This window comes from Ramlibacter sp. AN1015, from assembly GCF_037726105.1.
Classification (GTDB): domain Bacteria; phylum Pseudomonadota; class Gammaproteobacteria; order Burkholderiales; family Burkholderiaceae_C; genus Ramlibacter.
On record NZ_JBBJUM010000003.1, the window covers coordinates 386,803 to 410,478 of the forward strand.

Annotated in this window: 25 protein-coding genes; 18 read left to right on the forward strand and 7 right to left on the reverse strand. The window is 63.9% G+C overall.

The features are described from left to right. Nucleotides 1-139: 139 nt before the first annotated feature. Complete coding sequence (locus WG922_RS07045) at nucleotides 140-1,363, forward strand: glycosyltransferase family 4 protein (protein ID WP_340281646.1); 1,224 nt, start codon at nucleotides 140-142, stop codon at nucleotides 1,361-1,363. On the opposite strand, the gene WG922_RS07050 is transcribed toward WG922_RS07045, so the two are convergent. After that, nucleotides 1,340-2,593 carry a polysaccharide pyruvyl transferase family protein gene (locus WG922_RS07050; RefSeq protein ID WP_340281648.1) on the reverse strand — a complete coding sequence of 418 codons (1,254 nt, stop codon included), beginning with the start codon at nucleotides 2,591-2,593 and terminating at the stop codon, nucleotides 1,340-1,342. The two genes, WG922_RS07045 and WG922_RS07050, sit on opposite strands and share 24 nt — an antisense overlap. Before the next feature lie 342 nt (nucleotides 2,594-2,935). Here WG922_RS07050 and WG922_RS07055 point away from each other — a divergent pair, with 342 nt between their 5' ends. Further along, complete coding sequence (locus WG922_RS07055) at nucleotides 2,936-3,757, forward strand: glycosyltransferase (protein WP_340281649.1); 822 nt, start codon at nucleotides 2,936-2,938, stop codon at nucleotides 3,755-3,757. 221 nt (nucleotides 3,758-3,978) lie between these two features. On the opposite strand, the gene WG922_RS07060 is transcribed toward WG922_RS07055, so the two are convergent. Next, nucleotides 3,979-4,137: a hypothetical protein gene (locus WG922_RS07060; RefSeq protein WP_340281650.1), complete on the reverse strand. Its 159-nt coding sequence runs from the start codon at nucleotides 4,135-4,137 to the stop codon at nucleotides 3,979-3,981. 176 nt (nucleotides 4,138-4,313) lie between these two features. On the opposite strand from WG922_RS07060, the gene WG922_RS07065 reads away from it, so the two are divergent. The 3 genes from WG922_RS07065 (at nucleotide 4,314) to WG922_RS07075 (ending at nucleotide 8,428) form a co-directional block, all read left to right on the forward strand. Then, complete coding sequence (locus tag WG922_RS07065) at nucleotides 4,314-5,636, forward strand: glutamate-1-semialdehyde 2,1-aminomutase (RefSeq protein ID WP_340281651.1); 1,323 nt, start codon at nucleotides 4,314-4,316, stop codon at nucleotides 5,634-5,636. 261 nt (nucleotides 5,637-5,897) lie between these two features. Then, nucleotides 5,898-7,148 (forward strand): class I SAM-dependent methyltransferase, encoded by a 1,251-nt coding sequence (locus WG922_RS07070; protein WP_340281652.1) that lies wholly within the window; start codon nucleotides 5,898-5,900, stop codon nucleotides 7,146-7,148. After that, the gene (locus WG922_RS07075) at nucleotides 7,145-8,428 is read left to right on the forward strand and encodes a DUF4910 domain-containing protein (protein ID WP_340281654.1); all 1,284 of its coding nucleotides are present in this window, start codon (nucleotides 7,145-7,147) and stop codon (nucleotides 8,426-8,428) included. The genes WG922_RS07070 and WG922_RS07075 overlap by 4 nt, the downstream gene beginning before the upstream one ends. 25 nt (nucleotides 8,429-8,453) lie before the next feature. Here the strand turns inward: WG922_RS07075 and WG922_RS07080 are convergent, their stop codons facing one another. From WG922_RS07080 to WG922_RS07095, 4 genes are all read right to left on the reverse strand, one after another. Further along, nucleotides 8,454-9,431 carry a hypothetical protein gene (locus WG922_RS07080; RefSeq protein WP_340281655.1) on the reverse strand — a complete coding sequence of 326 codons (978 nt, stop codon included), beginning with the start codon at nucleotides 9,429-9,431 and terminating at the stop codon, nucleotides 8,454-8,456. Nucleotides 9,432-9,434: 3 nt separating this feature from the next. Continuing rightward, nucleotides 9,435-10,103: a PIG-L deacetylase family protein gene (locus WG922_RS07085; protein ID WP_340281656.1), complete on the reverse strand. Its 669-nt coding sequence runs from the start codon at nucleotides 10,101-10,103 to the stop codon at nucleotides 9,435-9,437. A 23-nt stretch (nucleotides 10,104-10,126) separates the two neighbouring features. Further along, nucleotides 10,127-10,915 (reverse strand): glucose-1-phosphate cytidylyltransferase, encoded by a 789-nt coding sequence (locus WG922_RS07090; RefSeq protein WP_340281657.1) that lies wholly within the window; start codon nucleotides 10,913-10,915, stop codon nucleotides 10,127-10,129. 350 nt (nucleotides 10,916-11,265) lie between these two features. Further along, complete coding sequence (locus WG922_RS07095) at nucleotides 11,266-11,865, reverse strand: helix-turn-helix transcriptional regulator (protein WP_340281659.1); 600 nt, start codon at nucleotides 11,863-11,865, stop codon at nucleotides 11,266-11,268. Nucleotides 11,866-12,154: 289 nt separating this feature from the next. On the opposite strand from WG922_RS07095, the gene WG922_RS07100 reads away from it, so the two are divergent. Further along, the gene (locus tag WG922_RS07100; protein WP_340281660.1) at nucleotides 12,155-12,442 is read left to right on the forward strand and encodes a PilZ domain-containing protein; all 288 of its coding nucleotides are present in this window, start codon (nucleotides 12,155-12,157) and stop codon (nucleotides 12,440-12,442) included. Between the two features lie 92 nt (nucleotides 12,443-12,534). Here WG922_RS07100 and WG922_RS07105 read toward each other — a convergent pair whose 3' ends face one another. Then, complete coding sequence (locus WG922_RS07105) at nucleotides 12,535-13,092, reverse strand: helix-turn-helix transcriptional regulator (RefSeq protein WP_340281661.1); 558 nt, start codon at nucleotides 13,090-13,092, stop codon at nucleotides 12,535-12,537. 342 nt (nucleotides 13,093-13,434) lie between these two features. Between WG922_RS07105 and WG922_RS07110 the strand changes: the two genes are divergently transcribed. The 12 genes from WG922_RS07110 to WG922_RS07165 all read left to right on the forward strand — a co-directional run bounded on the left by WG922_RS07110 (nucleotide 13,435) and on the right by WG922_RS07165 (nucleotide 23,676). Beyond that, nucleotides 13,435-13,734, forward strand: a complete 300-nt coding sequence (locus WG922_RS07110; protein ID WP_340281663.1) for a PilZ domain-containing protein — start codon at nucleotides 13,435-13,437, stop codon at nucleotides 13,732-13,734. Between the two features lie 105 nt (nucleotides 13,735-13,839). Further along, complete coding sequence (locus tag WG922_RS07115) at nucleotides 13,840-14,403, forward strand: A24 family peptidase (protein ID WP_340281665.1); 564 nt, start codon at nucleotides 13,840-13,842, stop codon at nucleotides 14,401-14,403. A 91-nt stretch (nucleotides 14,404-14,494) separates the two neighbouring features. Then, a complete protein-coding gene (gene cpaB, locus WG922_RS07120; RefSeq protein ID WP_340281668.1) occupies nucleotides 14,495-15,349 on the forward strand; it encodes a Flp pilus assembly protein CpaB in 855 nt (284 codons plus the stop codon). A 58-nt stretch (nucleotides 15,350-15,407) separates the two neighbouring features. Then, complete coding sequence (locus WG922_RS07125; protein WP_340281670.1) at nucleotides 15,408-17,285, forward strand: type II and III secretion system protein family protein; 1,878 nt, start codon at nucleotides 15,408-15,410, stop codon at nucleotides 17,283-17,285. Further along, entirely contained in the window at nucleotides 17,263-17,604 is a 342-nt protein-coding gene (locus tag WG922_RS07130) for a hypothetical protein (protein WP_340281672.1), read from the forward strand. Before WG922_RS07125 ends, WG922_RS07130 begins: the two co-directional genes overlap by 23 nt. An 86-nt stretch (nucleotides 17,605-17,690) precedes the next feature. Beyond that, the gene (locus WG922_RS07135) at nucleotides 17,691-17,918 is read left to right on the forward strand and encodes a Flp family type IVb pilin (RefSeq protein ID WP_340281674.1); all 228 of its coding nucleotides are present in this window, start codon (nucleotides 17,691-17,693) and stop codon (nucleotides 17,916-17,918) included. Between the two features lie 42 nt (nucleotides 17,919-17,960). Continuing rightward, nucleotides 17,961-19,235, forward strand: coding sequence for a pilus assembly protein TadG-related protein (locus WG922_RS07140; protein WP_340281676.1), 1,275 nt, complete (start codon nucleotides 17,961-17,963; stop codon nucleotides 19,233-19,235). Between the two features lie 11 nt (nucleotides 19,236-19,246). Next, nucleotides 19,247-19,684 carry a TadE/TadG family type IV pilus assembly protein gene (locus WG922_RS07145; protein ID WP_340281678.1) on the forward strand — a complete coding sequence of 146 codons (438 nt, stop codon included), beginning with the start codon at nucleotides 19,247-19,249 and terminating at the stop codon, nucleotides 19,682-19,684. Next, a complete protein-coding gene (locus WG922_RS07150) occupies nucleotides 19,681-20,133 on the forward strand; it encodes a TadE family protein (RefSeq protein WP_340281679.1) in 453 nt (150 codons plus the stop codon). Before WG922_RS07145 ends, WG922_RS07150 begins: the two co-directional genes overlap by 4 nt. Continuing rightward, nucleotides 20,130-21,284, forward strand: a complete 1,155-nt coding sequence (locus WG922_RS07155) for an AAA family ATPase (RefSeq protein WP_340281680.1) — start codon at nucleotides 20,130-20,132, stop codon at nucleotides 21,282-21,284. The genes WG922_RS07150 and WG922_RS07155 overlap by 4 nt, the downstream gene beginning before the upstream one ends. Beyond that, nucleotides 21,284-22,681 (forward strand): CpaF family protein, encoded by a 1,398-nt coding sequence (locus WG922_RS07160; RefSeq protein WP_340281682.1) that lies wholly within the window; start codon nucleotides 21,284-21,286, stop codon nucleotides 22,679-22,681. Before WG922_RS07155 ends, WG922_RS07160 begins: the two co-directional genes overlap by 1 nt. A gap of 8 nt (nucleotides 22,682-22,689) precedes the next feature. After that, on the forward strand, nucleotides 22,690-23,676 hold the full coding sequence (locus tag WG922_RS07165; RefSeq protein ID WP_340281684.1) for a type II secretion system F family protein: 987 nt from the start codon (nucleotides 22,690-22,692) through the stop codon (nucleotides 23,674-23,676).

Sequence of the window (23,676 nt, forward strand, 5' to 3'; positions counted from 1 at the left end):
GCACTCCGCTGTGTGTCGGACGTTGAGGTGCTGGCACGCGCTATTGGGGTTGGAGGCCAAGCAGGGCCGAACGCGTGTGCTCGCAGCCAGGCGGGTCCCTTGCAGGCAGCTATTCCCATCGAACTATATGAGGTAGTGCATGCATGTTGTGATTGTGAATGACTTCGCATTCGTCAACGGCGGGGCGGGCATGGTCGCGCTATCCAGCGCATGCGCGCTGGCTGAGCGAGGTCACCGCGTCATCGTCTTCGCTGCGGTGGCGGGGGAGCAGGGAGGTATTGCAGCCATGCCCGGAGTGCAGTTGATCTGCACCAACCAGCCGGACCTGGTGTCCAACCCGTCACCAGCTGCCGCCGCCCTCCAGGGTATCTGGAACCGAACGGCGCAAGTGAGGATGGGCGAACTGCTTGAGCGCCTACCGGCCCGCGACACGGTGGTCCATTTTCACGGATGGACAAAGGCGCTATCGCCCAGCGTCATTGCACAGGTGGCTGCCCAGAAATTCCCCGCAATAGCCACACTGCATGAGTACTTTTCGGCTTGTCCCAATGGCGGCTTCTTCAACTACCAGTCCAACCGCAGCTGTGACAAGGCGCCACTGGGCATGAGTTGCCTAGGTACCCACTGCGATTCACGATCCTACCCTCGCAAACTCTGGCGAGTCGCCCGGCAAGTCGTACAGCAGCGGGTCTCGCGTTTTCCCGGTGGCCTCAGGCATTTCATCGCGGTGAGCACGTTCAGCACCGACATCCTTCAGCCGTACTTACCCTCAGACGCACGCATTCACCATGTGCCCAACCCCATCGTGATCCGCAGGCCGCAGCTGAAGGATCGTGCACCGGGCGACCACTTCGTCTGCGTCGGCCGCCTCTCTCCGGAGAAGGGCGTAGAGCTCTTCGCACGCGCCACGGGCGCGCTTGGCGTGCCGACGCGCTTCGTCGGAGACGGCCCGTTGCGAGGAGCCGTTCTAAAGGCCAACCCCGCTGCAGCAGTAACTGGATGGCTGAACGCACCCGAGGCACAGCTGGAGATAGCTCGCGCTCGCGCGCTTGTGCTTCCGTCGCTGTGGTACGAAACGCAAGGAATGGTGGTGGACGAAGCGGCCGCGTTAGGAGTGCCCGCTATCGTCTCGGATGGCAGTGCAGCGCGCGACCGTGTGGTGGACGGCAAGACAGGCCTTTGGTTTCGCTGCGGGGACGAGGCTGATCTGACGGACAAACTGCGCGCGCTCGCCGGGGACCCCAGCCTCGCCGCCACCATGGGCGCCCACGCATATGAGCAGTTCTGGCGTGATCCGCCCACCCTCCAGCGACACGTAAGCGGACTTGAGGCCGCTTATTCAGAATGCCTCAGTGACCGGTGATTCTGCGTTGGACGCGGCCCGCCCACACTGGCCGAGGACGATTCGATACTGCTCGTCCAGCAAACACCGGTATTCCTCTCTTCGCTTGTGAATGCGCTGGATTGCTTGCTCCCGCTCCGCTCCATAAGACTCGAACTGTCGGACCAAGTGCTCGAAAGTGAATCGCTCGATGTCCTGGCAGTATTTCTCGAGTCCCATCGCACCCATCAGATTCCTGTTCTTGTCGTGGTACCCCAGGGAAATGACGGGAACACCCACGAGCAGTGCGCTCAACACATTGTGGAACCGGCTTGCCACGACGATATCCGTCTGAGCTATTTGCGCGAGTAGGTCATCGATGGTCAGGACAGGTTCGGAAATGAGTGACCCGCCATCAGGAGAGTAGCGGACTGCATCGAAATGCCGCTTGATCTCATGAACGACCGGGAGATCCAAGAGATCTCCCGAGAATAGCCTTACTGAAGTACCCCTTTGCAGCAGCCACCCGACAAACCGCTTGATCTCGGCGATATAGCGTTCGTAGACAACGTCACTATTGCGTCGATGAAAGTGCCAGCCACGATAGTTGATCAATCCAAGGCCTACGACCACGCGCTGCGTATCCGCTTGGGGCCCTCGTGGCAGTTCCTTGACCAGACTGAAAGCGAGATCCGGGTAGAGCCTGTCCTCGGTGGTGTCAAAACCGCAACGGCGCAGGTAGTCGAACGCTGCCGTTTCCCGATAGGAGCGGTAGTGGGCCATTCGCAAGGCACCGAGCATGAGCACTCTGCTCATCCTGTTCACGATGGGGCCGACACCTACACTCAAGAACACGACCTGGGCGCCGCCCATCTTGGCTGCCTTGCACCACTTATAAAGCTCGTAGGGCGCATTCCAAGGGCGAATCACCCCCAGATCGTCGGCTGCACCCGTGCCGACCACGATGAACTTATCGCCTTCCTCGAACCATCGGGGGTATTCAAGCCAGAACCTGAGCTCATCGAAAAGGCGAATGACCTTGTGAACGACAAGCGACCGGTGCTGGCTCGTCTGGACTTCAGCACCGCCACTGATTGGCAACGTCTTGATGCCGAAGCGTTTCCCGATCTCGTCGGGACCACTGCAAACACATATCACCTCCGAAGGACGCGGATACCTCCTGAGGTACTGCAAGACCGCCTCCAGGGTACTGTCGTTGCCGATATTTCCAGCCCCGAAATGGCCGTAGAGGACGATCTTATTCCTTGCCATGTCCTAAGCTTCGATCGCAGCCGAGAGGGACTATCGACAGTGCTGGGACAGTATGGTCCGGATTCGTCCAAGCTCCCCTCAGAGCGAAGGGGAGGTTTGTCCCCATTGCATAGCATCTTTGTGCTGGTTCGACTCGTTCCTGTGCGGCCGACCGTATGCTTGCGCAATCTCGGCTACCGTGGATGCTTGGAGAATGCAGCAGCTCGCCTACCTTCGCGGTCCGTTAGCGTGAAATCAGCTTTGCCGGAGACCTGAATGGCGAGCGCGGCGTTGCAGCTCCTTGTGCACCTCGATGGTCAGGCCCGCTGACATGCCTTCGAAGAACCTACGGACGAAGCCCGCATGAAACCGCTGCCGGAGACTCCGCTCGTATCCATCATCACACCGTCGTACAACACGGGCAGATTCATCGAGGAGACGCTGCGCAGCGTCCAGGTTCAGGACTACCCACGAATCGAGCACATCGTCCTTGACTCATGGTCTACCGATCAAACCCCGGAGATCCTCGAGCGGTTTCCGTCAGTGCGGCTGATCCGCCCGGCGCCACCGGATCTCACGGGAAAGATGAACATGGGCATCATGATTGCCAAGGGCGACATCGTTTCCATCCTGTGCGCGGATGATTACCTGTTGCCTGGTGCGGTCACGAAAGCCGTCAACGCGCTGAAGCAGAACAAGGATATCGCGATCGTTTACTGCAACTTCCTTTCGGTCGATGAGAACAGCGTCGAAATCGAGCGGCTACGCAGCAAGCAGGCGAGCTTTCGCGATCTGGTCGATGAACGCAACTGGATTCCGAGTCAGACCGCCTTCATTCGCCGTGAAGCTGTCGAGTGCGTGGGCACGTTCCAGGAGCGCTATATGCATGTTTGCGACTGGGACCTCTTCATCCGGATCAGCAAGCTGTTCGCGATTCTTTACGTGGACGACTCCTGGGGAGCGGCGCGTGTGCGCAAAGGGCAAATGTCCGACGTTCACAAGTACGCGTTCTGGAGGCAGGCGCGCTGGATGACGCGGGGGCATGGCGCACCATTCTTTTCCCGCCTCTTTCTGGACTTCTGGCAAGGAAAGCTTGTGCGTGCGGCGGCGATGCTGCGAAGCGGACATTTCGCCGAATTCAAATCGAAGCTGCGCGACTTAATTAACGGCTTCGCCCATCGCTAGACGGTCGTCAGCGTCTGCATCGCGTCGCTTTCGCAGAGTAGTCACCGCAGTGTTTTAGGTACGCTCTTAAACACCGACAGCGCGCGGCCGCTATCGAACGCAGCTCCACGGTGCTTCCCAGGTCAGCCAACTACAGCGACGGACTCACTGACTTGCCGCGTCCGGCCCGACTGGATGACTTTCGGCCAGCCGTCAGCTCGCCAGCCGCCTCGGCGTTCGCCCTAACCTGAGTGACGTTTGTGTCGATGCAACCGGGTGGCACCCTGGTAGGCGGCATCCGTCCGATCGACAACGGTGACATCCGTGTCAACGGCGGCTTCTTCAACTGCAGCAAGCAGATATTCGAGTTCGCTCAGCGCGCGCATGAAGCGACGCCGCATGGGAGATGTGTCCTGCGCGCCGATGGTTCATTGCCACGGACACGCAGGGTACTTTCCGGCCCACCGCAGCGAATGGCACGCAGCCGAGACCCGGAGCATCTTGACTGCCCGCCGCCGGCATGCGCACCATCGAACAACGGCCGGGAAACCACGCCGGTGCCGCAGCAGGAGTCTTGATGAGAAACCTTCCGCACGGGAACGACAGGTTCCATCTTTCCAAGGCCATGATGTCGCGACTGCAGCGCATCGTGCCGGGCGGCTCGCACACCTACGCAAAAGGAGACGACCAGTTTCCCGAGCGCGCACCGGGCCTGTTGGCCCGCGGACACGGGTGCCGCGTGTGGGATGCGGACGGCAACGAGTTCATCGAGTACGGCATGGGCCTGCGATCCGTCACCCTGGGACACGCAGAGCCGCGCGTCATCGAAGCGGTGGCCGCTGCCCTTCCGCTCGGCACCAACTTCACCCGGCCATCGATCAAGGAACTCGAGTGCGCCGAAGCATTCCTCGACATCGTTCCCGGCGCGGAGATGGTGAAGTTCACCAAGGACGGCTCCACCGCCGTCTCCGCCGCCGTGAAGCTCGCGCGCAAGCACACGGGGCGCACGCTCGTGGCCATCGCAGCCGAACACCCGTTCTTCTCGTACGACGATTGGTTCATCCGGACCACCTCGATGCACGGCGGCATCCCGGAGCAACAGGAGACCCTGACCTTTCGCTACAACGCACTCGACAGCGTGCGCGCCCTCTTCCAGGCCCATCCCGGGAAGATCGCCGCCGTGGTGCTGGAAGCTGCGCGCACCGACGAGCCCGCTGCGGGTTTCCTGCAGGGGCTGCAAGCCATTTGCCGGCAGGAAGGTGCGGTACTTATCTTCGACGAGATGATCACCGGCTTCCGCTGGAACCTGGGCGGGGCGCAGGCCGAATACGGCGTAACCCCCGACCTGTCCACCTTCGGCAAGGCGCTCGCGAACGGTTTTTCCGTCTCGGCGCTGTGCGGCAGTCGTGAGCTCATGCGGCTCGGCAGCCGCGAGCGTCCGTGCGACGATGTGTTCCTGCTGTCCACGACGCATGGAGCGGAAACGACCGGCCTGGCCGCGGCGCTTGCGACCATGCGCATCTACCGCACCGAGCCGGTGGTGGAGCATCTCCACCGGCAAGGCAAGCGCCTGGCCGAGGGCGTGGGAAACGTTGCACGCCGCCGCGGCGTCGATGGTCATTTCAAGGTGCTGGGTCGCAGCTGCAATCTGCTCTACGCCACCACCGGCCCAGACGGCCAGCCCTCGCAGGCGCTGCGCACGCTGTTCATGCAGGAGCTCATCGCGCGAGGTGTCATCGCACCGTCGTTCGTGGTTAGCTACGCGCACACGGACGCCGACATCGACCGCACGATCGAGGCCGTCGATGGGGCGTTGGAGATCTACGCCAGGGCCCTGGAAGACGGCGCGGAACGCCACCTGATCGGCGCACCAAGCCGCGTCGTGTTCGGCCGGCGCTGAGATGCGCGGGCTGCTTGCCTTTATGCCGGGCGAGCGAACGCGCGGCCCGATGCATGGGGCAGCAGCGCCCTGCCTCCAGCCACGCAAGGACACGCCGATGGAACCCCCTTCGGCGCGATCGGGCGAGCCCTCGGGCACCGGCGGTGCTTCGGCACACCCGGTAGAACGGTCCTATGGCGGCCCACGGCGCCCAATCGCACACTGCCCTGGTGCCCGCTCGAGACGGCAGGCAGCACCCGCACAGCGAGGAATCAGATGACGATGAGCACATCCGCGAGCCATGCTCCATCCTGCCGCGCCTGCGGCACCCTCCTTCACCGAACCTTCGTGGACCTTGGCATGTCGCCCGCATGCGAGGCGATCGTTGCGGCGGACCAGCTGCACGCCATGGAGCCGTTCTATCCGCTGCACGTCTTCGTCTGCGAGCACTGCCTGCTGGTGCAGCTGGACGAGTACATACGGCCCGAGCACATCTTTTCCGAGTACGCGTACTTCTCGTCCTACTCGGACAGCTGGCTGGCCCACGCGAAGGCCCATGCCGAGACCATGACCAGGGAACTGCACCTGGGCGCGAAAAGCCGGGTCATCGAACTCGCGAGCAACGACGGCTACCTGCTGCAGTACTTCGCCGCCCTGGACATTCCCGTGCTCGGCATCGAGCCCGCCCTGAACGTCGCGCGGGAGGCACTTCGCAAGGGCATTCCGACGGTCACCAAGTTCTTCGGGCGCGAACTCGCGCAGGAGCTGGTGGCCCAGGAGGTACAGGCCGACCTCCTGGTCGCCAACAACGTGCTGGCGCACGTCCCCGATGTGCGCAGCTTCGTGGCCGGCATGAAGCTCCTGATCAAGCCGGGCGGGATCGCAACCATCGAGTTCCCTCATCTTGCGCGGCTGATCGAAGGCAACCAGTTCGACACCATCTACCACGAGCATTTTTCGTACTTCTCCTTCCTCACCGCCCGCCGGCTGCTCGCGGGCTTCGGCCTCACCGTGTTCGATGTGGAGGAGCTCGCAACCCATGGCGGCTCGCTGCGCCTGCATGTGTGCCACGAGGAAGACGCGTCGCGCCCGATCTGCGATCGGGTGCATGAGCTGGCCTGGCGCGAAGAAAAGCAAGGCTTCGCGCGCCTGAGCACCTACGCATCGTTCGCGCAGAAGGTGCAGGCCACCAAGCGGCAGATCCTGCAGTTCCTGATCGACGCGAAGGCGCGCGGGCGCTCGGTCGTCGGCTACGGTGCGCCCGGCAAGGGCAACACGCTGCTGAACTACTGCGGAATCCGCACCGACTTCATCGACTACGTGGTGGACCGCAACCCCTACAAGCACGGCAAGTACCTGCCGGGCACGCACATCCCCGTCTTCCCGCCGGAGCGCATTCGCGAATCGAGGCCCGACTTCGTGGTCGTCATGCCGTGGAACCTGAAAGACGAGATCCAGCAGCAGCTGGCGTACGTGCGCAACTGGGGCGGACGCCTGGTCGTGTTCATACCGGAAGTGGAGGTGCTCGAGTGATCGGCGTGCCCGGCGCCGGCGTGGCGATGCACGCGCTGATCGCCGAGCTCTATCCGATCTGCCGCAGCATCACCGGCGCGGGGCTGCGCCAGACGCTGGCGCGGATTGCACGGGAGATTCCGCTCGTCGTGCATGAGGTGCCCAGCGGCACGCGTGTGTTCGACTGGACGGTTCCCCGCGAGTGGACCATCCGCGACGCCTGGGTGCGCGACGCAGCCGGCCGCCGCGTGATCGACTTCCAGCGCCACAACCTGCACGTCGTCAACTACAGCGTGCCCGTTCGCGCGCGCATGACCCTGGCCGAGCTGCGACCGCATCTGCACACCCTGCCAGACCAGCCCGACGCGATCCCCTACCGCACCTCGTACTACAAGGAGAGCTGGGGCTTCTGCCTGGCGCACCGGCAGCTCGAGCAGATGCCCGAGGGCGAGTACGAGGTATGCATCGACGCCGACCTGCACGACGGACACCTCAGCTATGGTGAATGTCTGGTGCCCGGCAGCGGCCCCGACGAAGTGCTGATCTCCTGCCATGCCTGCCATCCTTCGCTGTGCGACGACAACCTCTCGGGTATCGCGGTGGCGGTTTTCGCAGCGCGCGCACTGGCACAGGCCCGGCCGCGCCATAGCTTCCGCTTCGTCTTCCTTCCGGGCACCATCGGCGCGATCACCTGGCTCAGTCGCAACGAAGACCGCGTGGGGTCGATCCGCCATGGCCTCGTTCTCACCTGCCTGGGCGACCGCGGTGGCTTCACCTACAAGCGAAGCCGGCGCGGCAACGCGCCTGTCGATGCGGCAGTCGAGCACGTACTGCGACACACGGGAACGGCGCACCGGACGCTTGACTTCTCGCCTTACGGCTACGACGAGCGGCAGTACAACTCGCCGGGCTTCAACCTGCCGGTGGGTTGCCTGATGCGCAGCGAGCACGGGCGTTTCCCGCAGTACCACACGTCCCTGGACGACCTCGACTTCGTGGCGCCGCGGTCGCTGGAGGAATCGCTGGCCGTGCTGCTCGCCGTGTTCCAGGTACTCGAGCACAACCGGACCTTCCGGAACCTGAACCCCAAATGTGAACCCCAGCTGGGGCGACGGGGTCTCTACAGCGGGCTCGGTGGCACGGACATCCGCCAGCAGGAGCTGGCCATGCTGTGGGTGCTGAACCTCTCCGACGGCGACCACGACCTTTTGTCGATCGCGCAACGTGCCGACCTCCCGTTCGCCGTGGTCGCGGAGGCAGCCAGGCGACTCGCCGCGCACGACCTGCTCGCGCCGGCCTGACGCTTGCGCCCTGTGGGCAGCCGGTTCAGCGCGCCGCGAGCACGCCCTCCTCCAACCGAGCCACGCCCGCCAACTCCCGCAGAGCCGCCAGGCGCACGGGGGCGGTGGGATCGTCGGGGAACTTGCGGGCGAACCACGCGCCCGATCGACGCAGCCGCGCGAAGTCCTGTTCGCACAGGATGCCTGGATGCGCCTCGTCGTAGGTCTGTACAAAGTGGTTCAGCGGGCCCTTGCGCGGGCACAGATGCATCAGCAGCGTCGGGAACAGGAACTCGTCGGCGATCCGCAGCCGACTGAACCAGGCACGAAGCTCCGGCGGCTCGTAGAGATCGACCAGCCCCGCGACGACCGCGCGGCGCGCCCCGAACCAGGACGTGCCGTAGTACGGGCGCAGGCGTGCCCCGAACGGGTGGCGACCGCACCAGGGCCAGGACGCCGCCTTTGTGGCAACGAGCGCAAGCCAGGCCAACGCGCCCGGCGTTCGGCCACTTCGCAGCCAGACGCCCTCCTCCTCGCGCCTGCCGGTGCCTTGGCCGAAGTACATCGCGCACAGCCGCCGCAAGATGCGGTGGCGCAGCGTGTGCTCGGGCGTGAACGCACGGTATCCGACCGACATCAGGGCGTCGCGGTCCGCCAGCAGGTCGATGGCAGCGAAGTGCGCGTCGTGCGGCCCCGCGACATGGGCTTCGAAGTCCCGCATCGGCCGAATCGGCAGGCAACTCGGGCTCAGTGTCTGCAGGTAGTCGAACTCCATCGTCGCCAGCGCGGTGCGCAGCGAATGGATGATGCCCCTGCAGAACCCGAACACCGCCCAGCCGGTGCGCTCGGGGGCCGGAACGAAGCGGGCGTTCGGCGCCGTGAGCGGGAACACCGGCGTCTGGGAAAAATCGTGGTGCACCAGCACCGGGTGCGGCGCGAGCGCGCGTGCGAGCTGATCGACCGTATCGGCGCGGCTCACCGCCGACATCACCACGAAGACGATCTTCGGCGCGGCCTGCCCCATGGCTCAGGGCTGTCCCTGGAGGATGAACTTGCGGCAATGGAAGGCCTCGGCCCAGCCCTCGGCGGCGGCGCATTCGATGCCGCGGATGCGAGCGAGCGCCTCGAAGGTTTCGGCCGTCATCCAGCCCTTGTGCGCCTCGCTGCGGAACACGTCGCATATCGTGCGCGCCTTGAACCCGATCACCTCGCGGCTCACCGGAACGAAGCAGTTCGGCGCGCCGAGGTCGCCGTCGTACTTGGGCACCTCGTACTCCAGGATCATGTGCCTGCGCCAGGTGTTCCAGGTCAGTTCGGCGATCGTGCGGTGGTCCTGGTGCCGGTCTCCGCGCAAGTGGGTGAAGACCAGGTCCGGCTCGGGGAACTCGCGCTTCAGCGCTTCCAGGCTTTCCTTGATCTCGGCGCCTTGCCAGGGGAAGTGCCCGTCGCGGAAGCGGAACAGCCGCACATGCTGGCGAGCCGCGCCGTGCAGGAAGCGGGACGCACCTTCGCGCGCCTCCCGCTCACGCTCGCCGAGCGCGCTGAAGACGACCCACACCACTTCGACGCCGCGGCAGTCGGCCAGCAGGCGCAGCAACGTCGCGCCGCAGCCGATCTCGATATCGTCGGCATGCGCACCCAGGCACACGATGGTGCGATGCGCCGAAGGATCTCCTGCGAAGTTCAGGGGCAGCATGGGCGCGCAGCCATCCTGGCGGATCAGTGGAGCGCCGGACGCTTCCAGACCTCCCACGGCGCGGCGCCCGAGGAAAGGTGGCGCTCCAGCTGCTGCTTGTCCTTGAAGGTGTCCATGCAGGCCCAGTAGCCGTCGTGGCTATACCCCAGAAGCTGCCGCTCCCGAATCAGCCGCTGGAACGGCGCCTCCACCAGTTCGTCGCCTTCGCGCAGGTACTCGAAGATCTCGCGCCGGAAGATGAAGAAGCCGCCATTGACGCGCACCTCCCCGTTGTCGATCGGATGGATGTCCTGCACCAGGCTCTCGCCGGCGGGCAGCGTCACGAGGTGATAGCTGAGGTTCGGGCGCACGCACAGGAAGCTCGCGATCTTGCCGTTGCGGTGGAAGTGCTCGAGCTGCGCAGGCAGCGAGAGATCCGAAAGTCCATCGGTGTAGTTCGCCAGGAATTCGGTCTCGCCCTGCAGGTACTTCTCGACCGCCTTCAGGCGCTGGCCGATGTTCGTATGCAGCCCGGTGTCGGCGAAGGTGATGCGCCAGTCGTGGATGTCCGATCCGACCAATTCGACGTTCCGCGCGCCCGCACTGAGCACGAAGTCGTTGGACAAGCACTCGTTGTAGTTGAGGAAGTAGCTCTTGATGGCTTCGGCCTTGTGCCCCAGGCAAAGAATGAAATCCTTGTGCCCATAGTGCGCGTAGTACTTCATGACGTGCCACAGGAGCGGGCGCGCGCCGAGGTGAACCATCGGCTTGGGCACGTTCTCCGCATCGCGCATGCGCAGTCCCTGACCACCGCAGAACAAGACCACTTTCATAGCTCCGTGCCTCCACTAATTGCGCCTGCAGTGCGCCCTCGGCGCCCGTGCTGCGTGGAATCAATTGTGGCAAGAAGCGCCTTGCTTGCATGCCCCGGGAGGGCAGGAGCTTCATCCCGAAATGGCAGGTACGGACGTCCTGCCGCCACTCGTCCCGCGGAATTCCTTCTGCGCAACCGGCTGCCCGCCCGGTGTTCGCGAGCGATCGAGGCCGCGTTGAAGATCGATCGAATTCCGCCGACGTTCCCGAGCGCCCGCTGAGCCGCTGAGCCGCCGCGCAGCTGAGCTGCCGCACCGTGGTGCGCGGCCCGTAGGGGGCCGCGTGCTGCGAACACGCCCTCAGGGGGCGCTCAACCGGCCAGCTTGTCCAGGTGGTGCCGCGTCGCGTACGCGTACAGGTCCAGCCGGTTGGTCAGGTGCAGCTTGCTGTAGATCGATGTGAGGTGGTTGCGCAGGGTGTGCTCGCTGATGCACAGGCGGCTCGCGATCACCTTGGCCGGCGCCGACGTATCGGCCGCCAGGGCGGCGATGGCCTGCCGCTCGCGCTGCGTCAGGAGGGACACCCGTGCACGGTCCGGGTCGTTCTTCTCGGCAGCCTTCTGCCGGGCCAATTGCATGAACATCCGGCTGGTGGCGCTGCGGTCAATCCAGAGCTCGCCCTGGTGCACCTTCTCGACGGCATTGAGCAGGACCGCCGGCGACTCGCTCTTGCGCACGATGCCCCGCAGCCCGGACAGTACCGCGCTGTCGAGGCTGCCGAGATCGGGCGCGCTGGTGAACACCACCACGCTCGTGCGCCGCTCGGATACGAACTCGACGAGATCGCCTACTTCACCACAGCCGTCGGCATCGACCACCACCACATCGGCGGAAAGCGCGGCCAATATCCGGCGGGCGGCCGGGAGATCGCCCGCCGATCCAACCAGGTCCATCCGCTCGGAAGATCCCATCAACTGCTGAAGTGCCCAGCACATGACGGGAGGAGCTACCAGGGCAACCCTAATGGGACCACCTGCTGCAGTTTGCATACTCGCCTCGCCTCGTTTATTGAAATGGGGCCGAGATGGTATGGAGCCGCACTGCTCCCAAGCCAGTGCCCTTGCAAGCGCTTACGCACGCGCAGGCGAAATTCGCGACAAAGTTCAGAACAGACGCCGTCAAGCTCCCCCGGAGCTTTGGCTCACCCGCCTCACAGCTTTCGTCGGTTGACCCGAATCGGGTCGGCACCACACTCACCGGGTGCCCAGCTCCACCGAACGCCGCGCTCAAGCGCGCGAAGTGCTGTCCGTCCCCTTGACCTGGGTCGATGGCAGCACCGCGCATACACGCGACATCAGCGCCGGCGGCATTTACGTGCTGGTGGACAGTGGCGCCCCGATCGCGCCGTGGGTGTCACTCGAGCTGACGGTGCGCCGGCTTGGCCTGCGCTTTCGCGCCTTCGCGCAGACGCTACGCATCGAACCGGCAGGCCACCGCACCGGGGTCGCCATGCGGCTGCACGCGTTGCGCATGCTCGTACTGCCCTGAGCCGCCGTCAGGCGCAGTCAAACAGAACGACAGATAGCGCGCTGAGCTTGCGCGGCCCGGCTGTAGGCGCATGCAGGACAACGCCCTGCGCCTCAGGCCGAAGGCTTGTCGAGCTGATGCCGGGTCGCGAAAGCGTAGAGGTCCAGCCGGTTCGCCAGATCGAGCTTGCTGTAGATCGCACTGAGGTGGTTGCGCAAGGTGTGCTCGCTGATGCACAGGCGGCTCGCGATGACCTTGCCCGGCGCCGACGTGTCCGCCGCCAGCGCAGCGATGGCCTGGCGCTCGCGGTGCGTGAGGGTCGCTATCCGGGCGAGCTCGGGGTCGTCCGTACGGCCGGCCTTGTAGCGCATCATTTCCATGAAGATGCGGCCGGTGGAGCTGCGATCGATCCACAGCTCTCCGCCGTGGACTTTCTCTATTGCCTTGAGCAGGACCGACGGCGGCTCGGTCTTGCGCACCACGCCCTTGAGGCCCTGCAGCACCGCCTGATCCAGGCTCGCCTGGTCGGCCAGCCCCGTGAGCACGACGACGCGAGCCGCCGTCACCGAGACGAACTGCAACAGAGCAGGCAATTCCGCCGGGTCATCGAAGTCCACCACGACGACGTCGGCCGCCGAGGCGGCGCCCGTCCCCTGCAAAGCCGCCGACAAGGTGGGAGAGCTTCCGGCCCACTCCATTCGGGTCGCTGACTGGACCACTTGTTGTAAGCCCCAACACGTCATTTGTGGAGCGATGAGTGCGACTCGGATGCAGTCATCGCGGGAAGACATCGTGACACTCCTGGAATTGCGACAGCACGAATGCTATGCACGCCGCTGCATCATGCGAGGTTTTCTTACATCTGCTTGCGGCACTTCCAGGAACTTGGAATTGCCGCGTTACAGCAATGAGACTGAGCGGCACTGCTCCCATGGCCGATGTGACACATGCACCACCGCAAATGAATGCATGTGCCCTATACGCAGCACCGCACCCAAACTGACAGTGCGAGCGTGCTGCACTTTGACCGCCGCTGCGAACCCCGTGAGGCACTTTGCCTGCTGCTGAGGCTGGCCGATGGCAGCCGCGCGCGCACGGTGAACGCCTCGTGTCACGGCCTGTACCTGCTGGTGCCGCGCAGCGTGCGCATCGACTCCTGGATTGCGCTGGACCTTGCCTGGCCTCCGGGCGGCGTGCGCGTGCGCGTGCTGGCGCAGGTGCTGCGAATCCAGGCTCGCGGCACACGCAGCCAAGGCGTCGCGCTGCGCCTGCACCGGCATACCGTCTCGCCCCTCACGCCTGGACGCTGGTAGGGCGTTTGTCATGGCGATGTCACGCATGCGGTCTACGCGTCTACCACGCAACTCGGGACGCGAATCCCATTGGCTGCGATCGCTCCTGTTTTTAGATTCGTGCTCATGAACCCTTCCTGGTCATTGGCCTCGCTGCCCTGGAACCCCGGAATCGGCGCGCTCATCGCGCTGCTGCTCCTGGCGGCCTGGATCGACTGGCGCACGATGCGCATTCCCAACTGGCTCACCGTAGGCGGCATGTGCTTAGGAATGTTGTGGAATGTCGCCAGCGGCGCCGACCCGATCGATGGGCTGCTCACGGCGCTCGGTGGCCTGGGCCTCGGCCTCGCCCTCTTCCTGCCGCTGTGGCTTCTGCGCGCGATGGGCGCGGGCGACGTGAAGCTCATTGCGATGACCGGCGCCTTCCTCGGCGCGGCCGCCGCCTTCAAGGCCATCCTGCTCACGGGCATCGTGGGCGGCGTGTTCGCCCTCTACTTCGCCCTCGCGCATCGCGCCACGGGGCAGATGGCGCGCAACCTGCGTGACCTTGCGTATTCCGCCGTCCTGCGAGGCGTTCCACTCTGGCGACCCAACCCCGCGGCTCCTGCGGTAGGCAAGCTTCCGTACGGCGTGAGCATCTGCGCTGGAACGCTGGCCTACCTCGCGCTGCGACAGCTCGGGTACGCGTAGCACCGACGGCACCACGCATGCGAAGCGCCCCACCAGATTTCACCCCGCACGAACGAACTTCGCGAACCCGCAGATTGGCAAGGAGATCCGAATGCGCAACCTCAAAGCCCTGTTCCTGCTGCTGCTGGCGGTGCTGCTCGGCCTCGCAGCCGCGTTCTATGCGACGAGATGGGTCGCGCAACGCGGCACCTTCGCCTCCACCAAGGTGGCCGTCGCGGCGGTGGACATCGAACTGGGAAGCCGCATCAACCCGCAGATGCTCACGATCGTCGAGTGGCCCGCCGGCTCCGTGCCTCCGGGCGCGTTCTCCGACCTCGCCAAGCTGCAGGACCGCGTCGTGAAGACGACCATTCCGCGCGGCGACACCATCCTCGAGCGCAAGCTCGCGCCGCCCGGCACCAAGGGCGGCCTCTCCGCGGTGATCGCCGAAGGCAAGCGGGCGATGACGGTGCGGGTGAACGACGTGGTGGGCGTCGCGGGATTCGCGTTGCCGGGCAACTATGTGGACGTGATGGTGAATGCGCGCAAGGGATCGCGTGCCGGCAACGGCGGCGAAGAGACCGAAATCAGCGTGACCGTACTCGAGCAGGTGCTGGTGCTCGCCATCGCGCAGGAAGCCAGCCGCGACGACACCAAGCCGAAGGTGGTGAGCGCAGTGACGCTCGAGCTCTCGCCGGAGGAGGCTGAGAAGCTCGACCTGGCGCGCAATGTCGGGAGCCTCTCACTGGTACTGCGCAACCAGCTCGATCGCGAAAGCGCGGACACCAAGGGCATCACGCGCGAGCAGCTGTTCGGCTTCAAGAAGCCGCCGTTGCCTGCACCGCCCGCCAAGCCGGTGGTGCGGGTGGTGTCCAGGCCCGCGGCGCCGCCTCCGCCCGCACCCACGCTGCGCCGCGACTGCGTGGAAGTGATCTCGCACGGCCAGCGCAGCATCTCCTGCTTCTGAGCGGGCGGGCAGCCAACGGCGCAACAAGAACAAGTTCAACGCTCAGGGAGACCGTAACGTGCACCACTTTCGCCGCAAGCCCGCACTCCAGGCCGCCCTGGTTGCCACCGCGATGAGCTCCGCCCTGTTCGCGGACCACGCCGCCAGCCAGACGCAGCAGCAGCAGCAGGGGCGCACGCGGCCTGCTGCCACGGCCTCGCGTCCTGCAGTGCAAACGCCAGCCACCGCACCCGCACCGCAGGTGCAAGACAACCTGCCGCGCCTGGCCTGCACGTCCGTCACGACTGCGGACCCGCTGACCATGGAGCTTGGCAAGTCGCGCGTGGTGCAGCTGCCGGCGCCCGCGATTCGTCTGATTGGCGGCGGGCGCGCGTCGAGTTCTGTTGCATCGACAGGGGCTGCGCCGCAGGAAGCAGCAGGTGGCGGCCAGGCCGCGCGCGGTGCCGGTGGGCAGCGGGGTAGCGCATCAGACGGCGTCGCGGAAACCGAGATCACCCTCCTGAGCCCGAACGAGCTGCTGATCCTGGGCCGACGGCCGGGCTCGGCCAACGTCATCGTTCAAGACCGCGAGGGCCGCTGCGTGGTGCGCGACATCATCATCACGGCGGACCCGGGCACGCTGCAGGCCAAGCTGCGCGAGCTGATGCCGCGGGAGAACAACGTGCGCGTCGCGGCTGCGGAGAACTCGATCATCCTCACGGGCGATGTCACCGACACCGCCACGCTGGACCAGGTCATGAGCGTTGCCGCCGCCTACGGGGACGACAAGCGCATCGTGAACCTGATGCGCGTGAGCGCACCGCAGCAGGTGATGCTGGAGGTGAAGATCGCGGAGGTGAGCAAGACGCTGCTCGACCGCTTCGGGCTGGACTTTGCCCGAGCCGTCAGTTCGGGTGGGCGAACGAACATCATCCAAGGAATCATCGGAGGTAGCCCGGCCGCCCTCGGGCGATTCGGCCCCAACGCCAGTAATGGAAACTTTCTCGGAGCCGCCACCGTGGGCATTTCGCCGCCGACGAATGCGGCCGCCGCGGCACTCGTCCAAAACGCCACACGCGGCGCCTCGCTGCTCGGCATCGATGTAGAGAATCGAGACGGCATTTTCCGAGTGCTGGCTGAGCCCAACATCATGGCCATCAGCGGACAAGCTGCGAGCTTCCTCTCCGGCGGGAAGATCTTCATCCCCGTAGCGCAGAACACGACCGCGGGCGCCACCACGATTACCCTGGAAGAGAAGGAGTTCGGCGTCGGACTCAGGTTTACTCCGACCGTCCTTGATGGCCGCATCAATCTCAAGGTCACGTCGGAAGTGTCGGAGTTGTCGCAAGCCGGCACTCCGTTCACGACGGTGGCTGGTGTTACCGCGGTCTTGCCATCGATGACCACGCGCCGAGTCGATACAACGGTGCAGTTGGCTGACGGCCAAAGCTTCGCGGTTGCGGGCTTGATTCGCACCAATGTAGCAGAGGCGCTGAACAAGTTCCCCGGTCTGGGAGAGGCTCCTGTAATTGGCGCGCTCTTTCGATCGACGGAGTTCCAGAACGATCTGACCGAGCTGATGTTCGTCATCACGCCGCGCCTGGTGAAGCCGCTTGCAGGTCCTATCACTGTGCCGACCGACAACCACGTCGTGCCGAGCCGGGCCGAAGTGATCCTGAATGGCGCAGCTGAAGGTCGGCACCCGCCGCCGCCACCAACTCACCCCCTGCCAGTGAGTACGCCTGCAATGCCGACGCCTCCCGGGCAACCGAACGTGCCCGTGAACCGGGGCACGCTCGAAGGGCCCGCTCCGGCGCCAGCGCGTCCGATGAGTGACGCGCCGATGGCCTCCGACCTCGTGGTAGCGAGCGCAACACCACCCGGCCGCTACCCGACCGCCGTGCCGCTTCCGCCGTTCGCCATGGATCGCGGCGGTGAACACCCGCACTTTGATTAGCTTGTTGGAGCCGACGATGCGCGCGATCTCTTTATTTCTAGTCCCCCTGCTCGGTGTGGTTCTGATGTCGGGCTGCGCCTCCAGCACGCCGCAGTACGACGCGCGATTCGGCGACGCGGTGCGCCAAGCGCGTCACGCGATGACGCTGAACCCTGCTGCAGCTGCAGCAGTGCCAATACGCTCCTTTGATGGCAAGCCCGCCCGCCATGCGGCAGATCGCTACCACGATAGCTTCAAAGCCCCACCTCCGGTGGTGAACGTTATCAACATCGGCGGCGCAGTCGGTAGCGGCGGCGGCGGCGGCGGCGGCAATCGTTAGACACAAGGAGGACGTATATGCAGTAGGCCAACAGCGTACCCCAAGTGATTTCGATCGCGTTCTTCCCTTTCTATTGGAGCATTTACATGAACACACTTCTCGACCTGTCGCACTCTTTCGTAGCAGAGGAGGACGGCGCTCAAATTATCGAGTACGGACTGATTCTTGCAGTCGTGTCTCTCGTTCTTATCGTCCTGTTGGCAGGCGTTGCAGATGCAGAGTTTCAGCAAATGGCTGACGCGGTCGCTGCGTGCCTATCTGGTGCCGACTGCACGTGGGGCGGCGGCGGCGGCGGCGGCGGCGAAGTTCAGTAACTGTCCGGCTCCCCAGCTGAAACATCGAAGCGGAGGGCGACCATGACCAGACGACCGTGTGTTTCGCATGGATCGCAAGGCGCTGTGTTGCCCACCGCTGCGATGTTGCTCTTCTTCCTCTTCGGCTTCATGGGTTTGGCGCTGGACTTCGGACGTATGTTCATCGTCAGGACCGAATTGCAGACCGCGCTGGACAGCTGTGCCCTAGCCGCGGCTCAGGAATTGGATGCGCAGGCAAACTCGATCACGCGGGCACTCAGTGCGGGCATGTCCGCCGGTAACGCAAACCCTGTCAACCTTCAGTCGGCCGACTGGGCAGGGCAAGGGCAGCTGACCGAGGCCAGCTTCACCTTCTACGATGAGGCCTACGGTGTCACAACCGATCCACTAGCGGCAACCTACGTCGAATGCGCACACAGCCACGGCAACGTACGCACCTGGCTGCTGCACATGATGGGCATGTTCGTTCGCGATGCAAGTGCTTTCCCGCAGACACGGACGGTGGGCGGACGTGCGGTTGCGACCCGTGTGAGCGCTCAAACCACATGCCCGATTCCTGTGGCGCTGAAGCGTGCGCCCGGCTCTTCCCGGCCCTTGTACGGTTTCTTGGTTGGTCAGTGGGTCACGGTGTACGGAGCACGCCTTGGAGGACCCGGTGAGTTTGGTTGGTACAACCTGGACGGATCGACCAATGCGCGCTCGACGCGCGACCAACTGATCGAGGGGCGTTGCGAGACTCGCGTCGGCGACGAACTCGGCACCCCCGGCGCCAAGGCGTCGGTCCACGAAGCGTGGAACTATCGCTTCGGCATTTATCGCAACAACGAAGATCCTTCGGTAAACCGCCCCGACTTTTCTGGGTACGCGTATACATCGCTCAACTGGCGCAATGCCATGCCGCAGAACGCCTTTGAAGGCGACCCTGCGCCTGGGTCGCACGAGTCTGCGCAGAACTTTCGCGAGAAGCGTCGCACGTACGGCAGCTTCCATGACGGCGGCAGCATTCAGGAGGGCAGCCTCATCGTTTTCGGACGCCGGAATGCCTTGAACAGCTTTCACGACGTCGCGACGCCTGGTGCAGCGGGACAACACGGACAACTTGGCGCCAACCGCAGATTGGCCCTTGTACCAGTGATCGACGAAGCGAACCGCGTCATCGACTACATGTGCATTTTCATGCTCCATCCACTGACGGGTCCACAGGACGACGCACAGATCGAGGTTCGTGGGAACGCGGGATCGCTGAATAGCCCATGCACTACGAGCGGACTTCCTGGCGGAAGCGCAGGACCGCTAGTTCCTGCGTTGGTGCGGTGAGGAGGCCTGCCATGTTTACTACGAACAAGCAGCGTGGCGTGGCGCTTGTTGAGTTCGCTTTGGTCGTGCCCTTCCTGTTGACGCTCATGCTGGTGACCATCGAATTCAGCAGGGCGTTCTACCAGTACAACACGCTGACGAAGGCGGTGCGGGATGCAGCCCGCTACCTTTCTGTCCAGATGCCTGGGACCGGCGTCGAGGAGGCAACGAACCTCATCGTCTATGGCACGACCACACCGGGCACGCAGCCGCTTGCGCCGGGACTCTCCGCCACCCATGTTGACGAGCCTGTGTGGTCCGTCATCGGTGCGGCGCCCACGGTGAACGTGGTAACGGTGCGGATTCAGGGCTACCAGTTCGTGCCGCTCTGGGGCACGGTGTTCTGGGTGGACCTCGGCATGATCCCGTTTCCGATCATCAGTGCAACCATGCCGAGCCCCCTCATATGAACCGGACCAATCAGCGGGGAGCCACCGCGATCGAGTTCGCGATGGTGATGATCCTGTTCCTCACCTTTCTTCTCGGCATTGTGGATTTCTCCCGAATGCTCTTCATGTGGGGCGCGGCCAACGAGGCGACGCGTGCCGGAGCGCGTTTCGCCGTTGTGTGCCACGACAACACCAGTGCGCATAGCGATGCAGTTCGTTCGCGAATGCGTGGGGTGCTGCCCCACATCGCGGATATTTCGATCGTCTGGGACCCACCGGCATGCACGCCAGAGACCTGCCAGGGTGTCACCGTCGGCATCGAGAACCTGAATTTCCAGTGGATTACGCCCATGGTCGGAACACTGGTCCGTCCGACGTTCGCGATGCCACGGTTTCAGACCTACCTGCCGCGCGAGGTGATGCGGCAGGACGACCACAGTGACTCCATTCTCTGCAACTCCACATCATGAACATTTCCATCATTTCACCGAACCCACAACATCTCGCAGAACTGGAAACTCGACTGAAGGCCGTGGGGCATCAGGTGACATCCAGCGCGGGAGGGAAGAGCCGGCTTGTGGAAGTGGTGCAGCAACAGCATCCAGACATCGTTCTGGTGGATGGCATGTGTTGCGACGTGTCGGAGCTTCAACAGGTTGAACAGGTGACAAATGCGCACCCGCAGACTGCCGTCCTGCTTCTGTGTGCGACGCATACACCGGAATTCCTGATAGGCGCCATGCGCGCCGGGGTCCGCGAGGTACTTCCCTCCCCGCCGGCAGCGCCGGCGCTCTACGCCGCGGTCGAACGCATCACCGCGCGACGCCAGGGGCCTGCCGCCCAGCTGCAGCAAGGCCGGGTACTTTCCTTCATGGCACCGAAAGGAGGCGCGGGGGCTACATTCGTTGCCTCTAACCTCGGATGGTCCCTGACCGAGAGGCACAGCGTATTGCTGATCGATTTGAACCTTCAATTCGGCGACGCACTGAGCTTCGTGCACGACAGCAAACCCACTTCGACCGTGGCTGAAGTCGCCAGGGATATCACACGGCTGGACGCAACCCTGCTTGCTTCGAGCGTTACGCGTGTGTCGCCGCGCTTTAGCATCCTTGCGGCGCCGGATGACATGGGGCAGGCAGTAGAGATCCAGCCCGAGCACGTGGACAAGCTCCTCGCACTTGCAACGACGCAATATGACTTCGTCCTGCTCGATCTCCCGCGTTCGCTGGATCCAGTCATCGTGCGGGCGCTCGATGCTACGGAACGCATCTACCTGGTACTCCAGTCCGCCCTGCCGGACGTGCGTCACGCCAGCCGTCTTCTCGAAGCGTTTCGAGGGCTCGGTTATGCGGATGAAAAATCCGAGCTGATACTCAATCGGCACGAGCGCAGCTCCGAGATCGGGGTAGATCACGTCCAGCGAAGCCTTGGACGGCTGAAGGTGCACACCATTCCGAATTCGTTCCGCGATGTCCGCGCGTCGATCAACCAGGGTGAACCTCTGGCCAAGACGGCTCGCTCGCACCAGATTGCTCGCCAGATTGCGCAGTTCGCACAAACCGTTCAACCCCGGCAGGAGAGAGCAAAGGGACTCTTTGGCCGGTTCTTCAAGGCCGCATGATGACACTAGCAACTGTTCTTGGTGAAAAGCGCCGCGCGGGCGGTGCCAGTCTGCGCGAGAAGCTGGGAGCCCCGGCATCGGACCGAGCGCCCAAACCGGCAGATGCGTCAGCCGGATCAAGCAGTTATCAGGAACTCAAGAGCCGTCTGCACCTGAAGCTGCTCGAGAAGTTCGATCTGATGGCGCTGGAGTCTTTGGACGCCGTTGCGTTGCGACAGGAGATCGCAACGGCGGCTGAACGTTTGATTGCGGAAGAGCAGGTGGCGATCAACGACGCAGAACGCAAGTCGCTCGTGCGGGACATCCAGAACGAGATGATGGGATTCGGACCGTTGGAGCTGCTCATGGCCGACCCCACGGTGTCCGACATCCTCGTCAACTCGTATCGCCAGATCTACGTGGAGCGTCGGGGTCGCATCGAGCCGACGGACATCACCTTCAAGGACGAGGCGCACCTGCTGCGCATCATCGACAAGATCGTGTCACTCGTCGGCCGCCGAATTGACGAATCGAGTCCGATGGTCGATGCCCGTCTTCCAGACGGCTCGCGCGTGAATGCCGTCATTCCGCCAATCGCAATCGACGGTCCCATGATGTCGATTCGGCGCTTCGCGCATACGCCGCTGCGCATGGACGACCTCGTCGGAGAGGGGCTCAAGACACTTACGCCGGAGATGGCTTATTTGCTTCAGGGCCTGGTGAAGGCCAAGGTGAACGTGCTGATCTCGGGAGGTACGGGTGCGGGCAAGACGACCTTCCTGAACATCCTGTCCAGCTACATACCGGACGGGGAACGTGTCGTGACGATCGAAGATGCCGCAGAACTTCAGTTGCAGCAGCGTCACGTCATCCGCCTCGAAACCCGCCCATCCAACATCGAAGGACGCGGCGAAATTACCCCGCGTGCACTGGTGCGCAATGCACTGCGGATGCGCCCAGACCGGATCGTCGTTGGGGAGGTTCGTGGAGCCGAAGCGTTCGACATGCTGCAGGCCATGAATACAGGGCACGAGGGCTCACTCACCACGATCCACGCGAATACGCCTCGCGATGCTTTGGCCCGGCTCGAGAACATGATTGGCATGGCCAACCTAAATCTGCCACATAAGGCCGCGCGTCAACAGATCGCATCAGCACTCAACCTCGTCGTGCAAGTATCCCGGCTCATCGATGGCCGCCGCAAGGTGACCAGCATCCAGGAGGTCACCGGCATGGAGGGGGACGTTGTGACGATGCAGGAACTTTTCACCTTTAAGCAGGTAGGTGTTGGCCCAGACGGGCTTGTGGTGGGACATTTCGCCGCCACAGGAGTGCGACCGAAGCTCAGTGATCGGCTGCGGGCGTACGGAGTCCAGCTGTCCGAGCAAATGTTCGATCCGACACGCCACTACCAGTAGGGGGCTCCATGCTGTTCGACCTGCTTTCCAACAGCGTTGCCGTGGTGTCGGTACTCGTCTTCGTTGCGGTCCTGCTCCTCGCAGAAGCCGGGTACCTGCTATGGCGGTCGGCTCGTGGACCGGCCGCTCGCAAACTTAACGCGCGGATGGAAGCGTTCGCACACGCGAAGGTCGCCGATCGCCAGTCGATCTTGCGGCGGGGCTCCTTTGGAGACGCATCGCCCCTGGAGCGAAGCTTGAGCTCGTTCGGTGCCGCACGCACGCTGGACGCGCAGATCCGGCAAGCCGGGCTTTCCTGGACGATAACGGGGATGCTGCTGGCTTCTATCGCGTTGGCGGCTGCAGGCTGGATGTTCCTCTCAGCGCTATTTCCTGGAACGGTGTTCGGAATACTGGCAGCCGGCGTGCTCTTTGGTTTGCCTCTGGCAGTCGTGCGTTGGAAGCGATCTCGTCGCTTGAGCACCCTGGAACGACAACTGCCTGATGCGCTGGACCTGATCGCACGAGCGCTGCGGGCTGGGCATGCCTTTTCTTCGTCCATAAAGATGGGTGGAGAGGAGTTGCCGGAGCCGATTGCCGGCGAGCTCCGGGTCATGCACGACGAGGTGACCTATGGCGTGAGCCAGCAGCAAGCCTTGACCAATATGGCAGACCGCATTCCTCTGATGGATTTGCGCTATTTCGTCGTGGCAGTGTTGATTCAGCGCGAGTCCGGAGGGAACCTCGCCGAGATTCTCACCAGCCTTAGCCGACTCATGCGAGAACGCTTCAAGTTGCAGGCCAAGGTACGGGTTCTCTCGGCTGAAAGTCGCTTGTCGGGCTGGGTCATGGGCTTGCTGCCCTTCGCGCTCGCAGCAGTACTGAACGCGTTCAACCCGAAGTTCATGAGCCCGCTATGGACTGATCCGCTGGGCATACAGATTCTCCAGTACGTGCTTCCTGTCATGGCCCTCGGCGCGCTGCTTCTGCGGCGCATAACTCGCATTCGCGTTTGA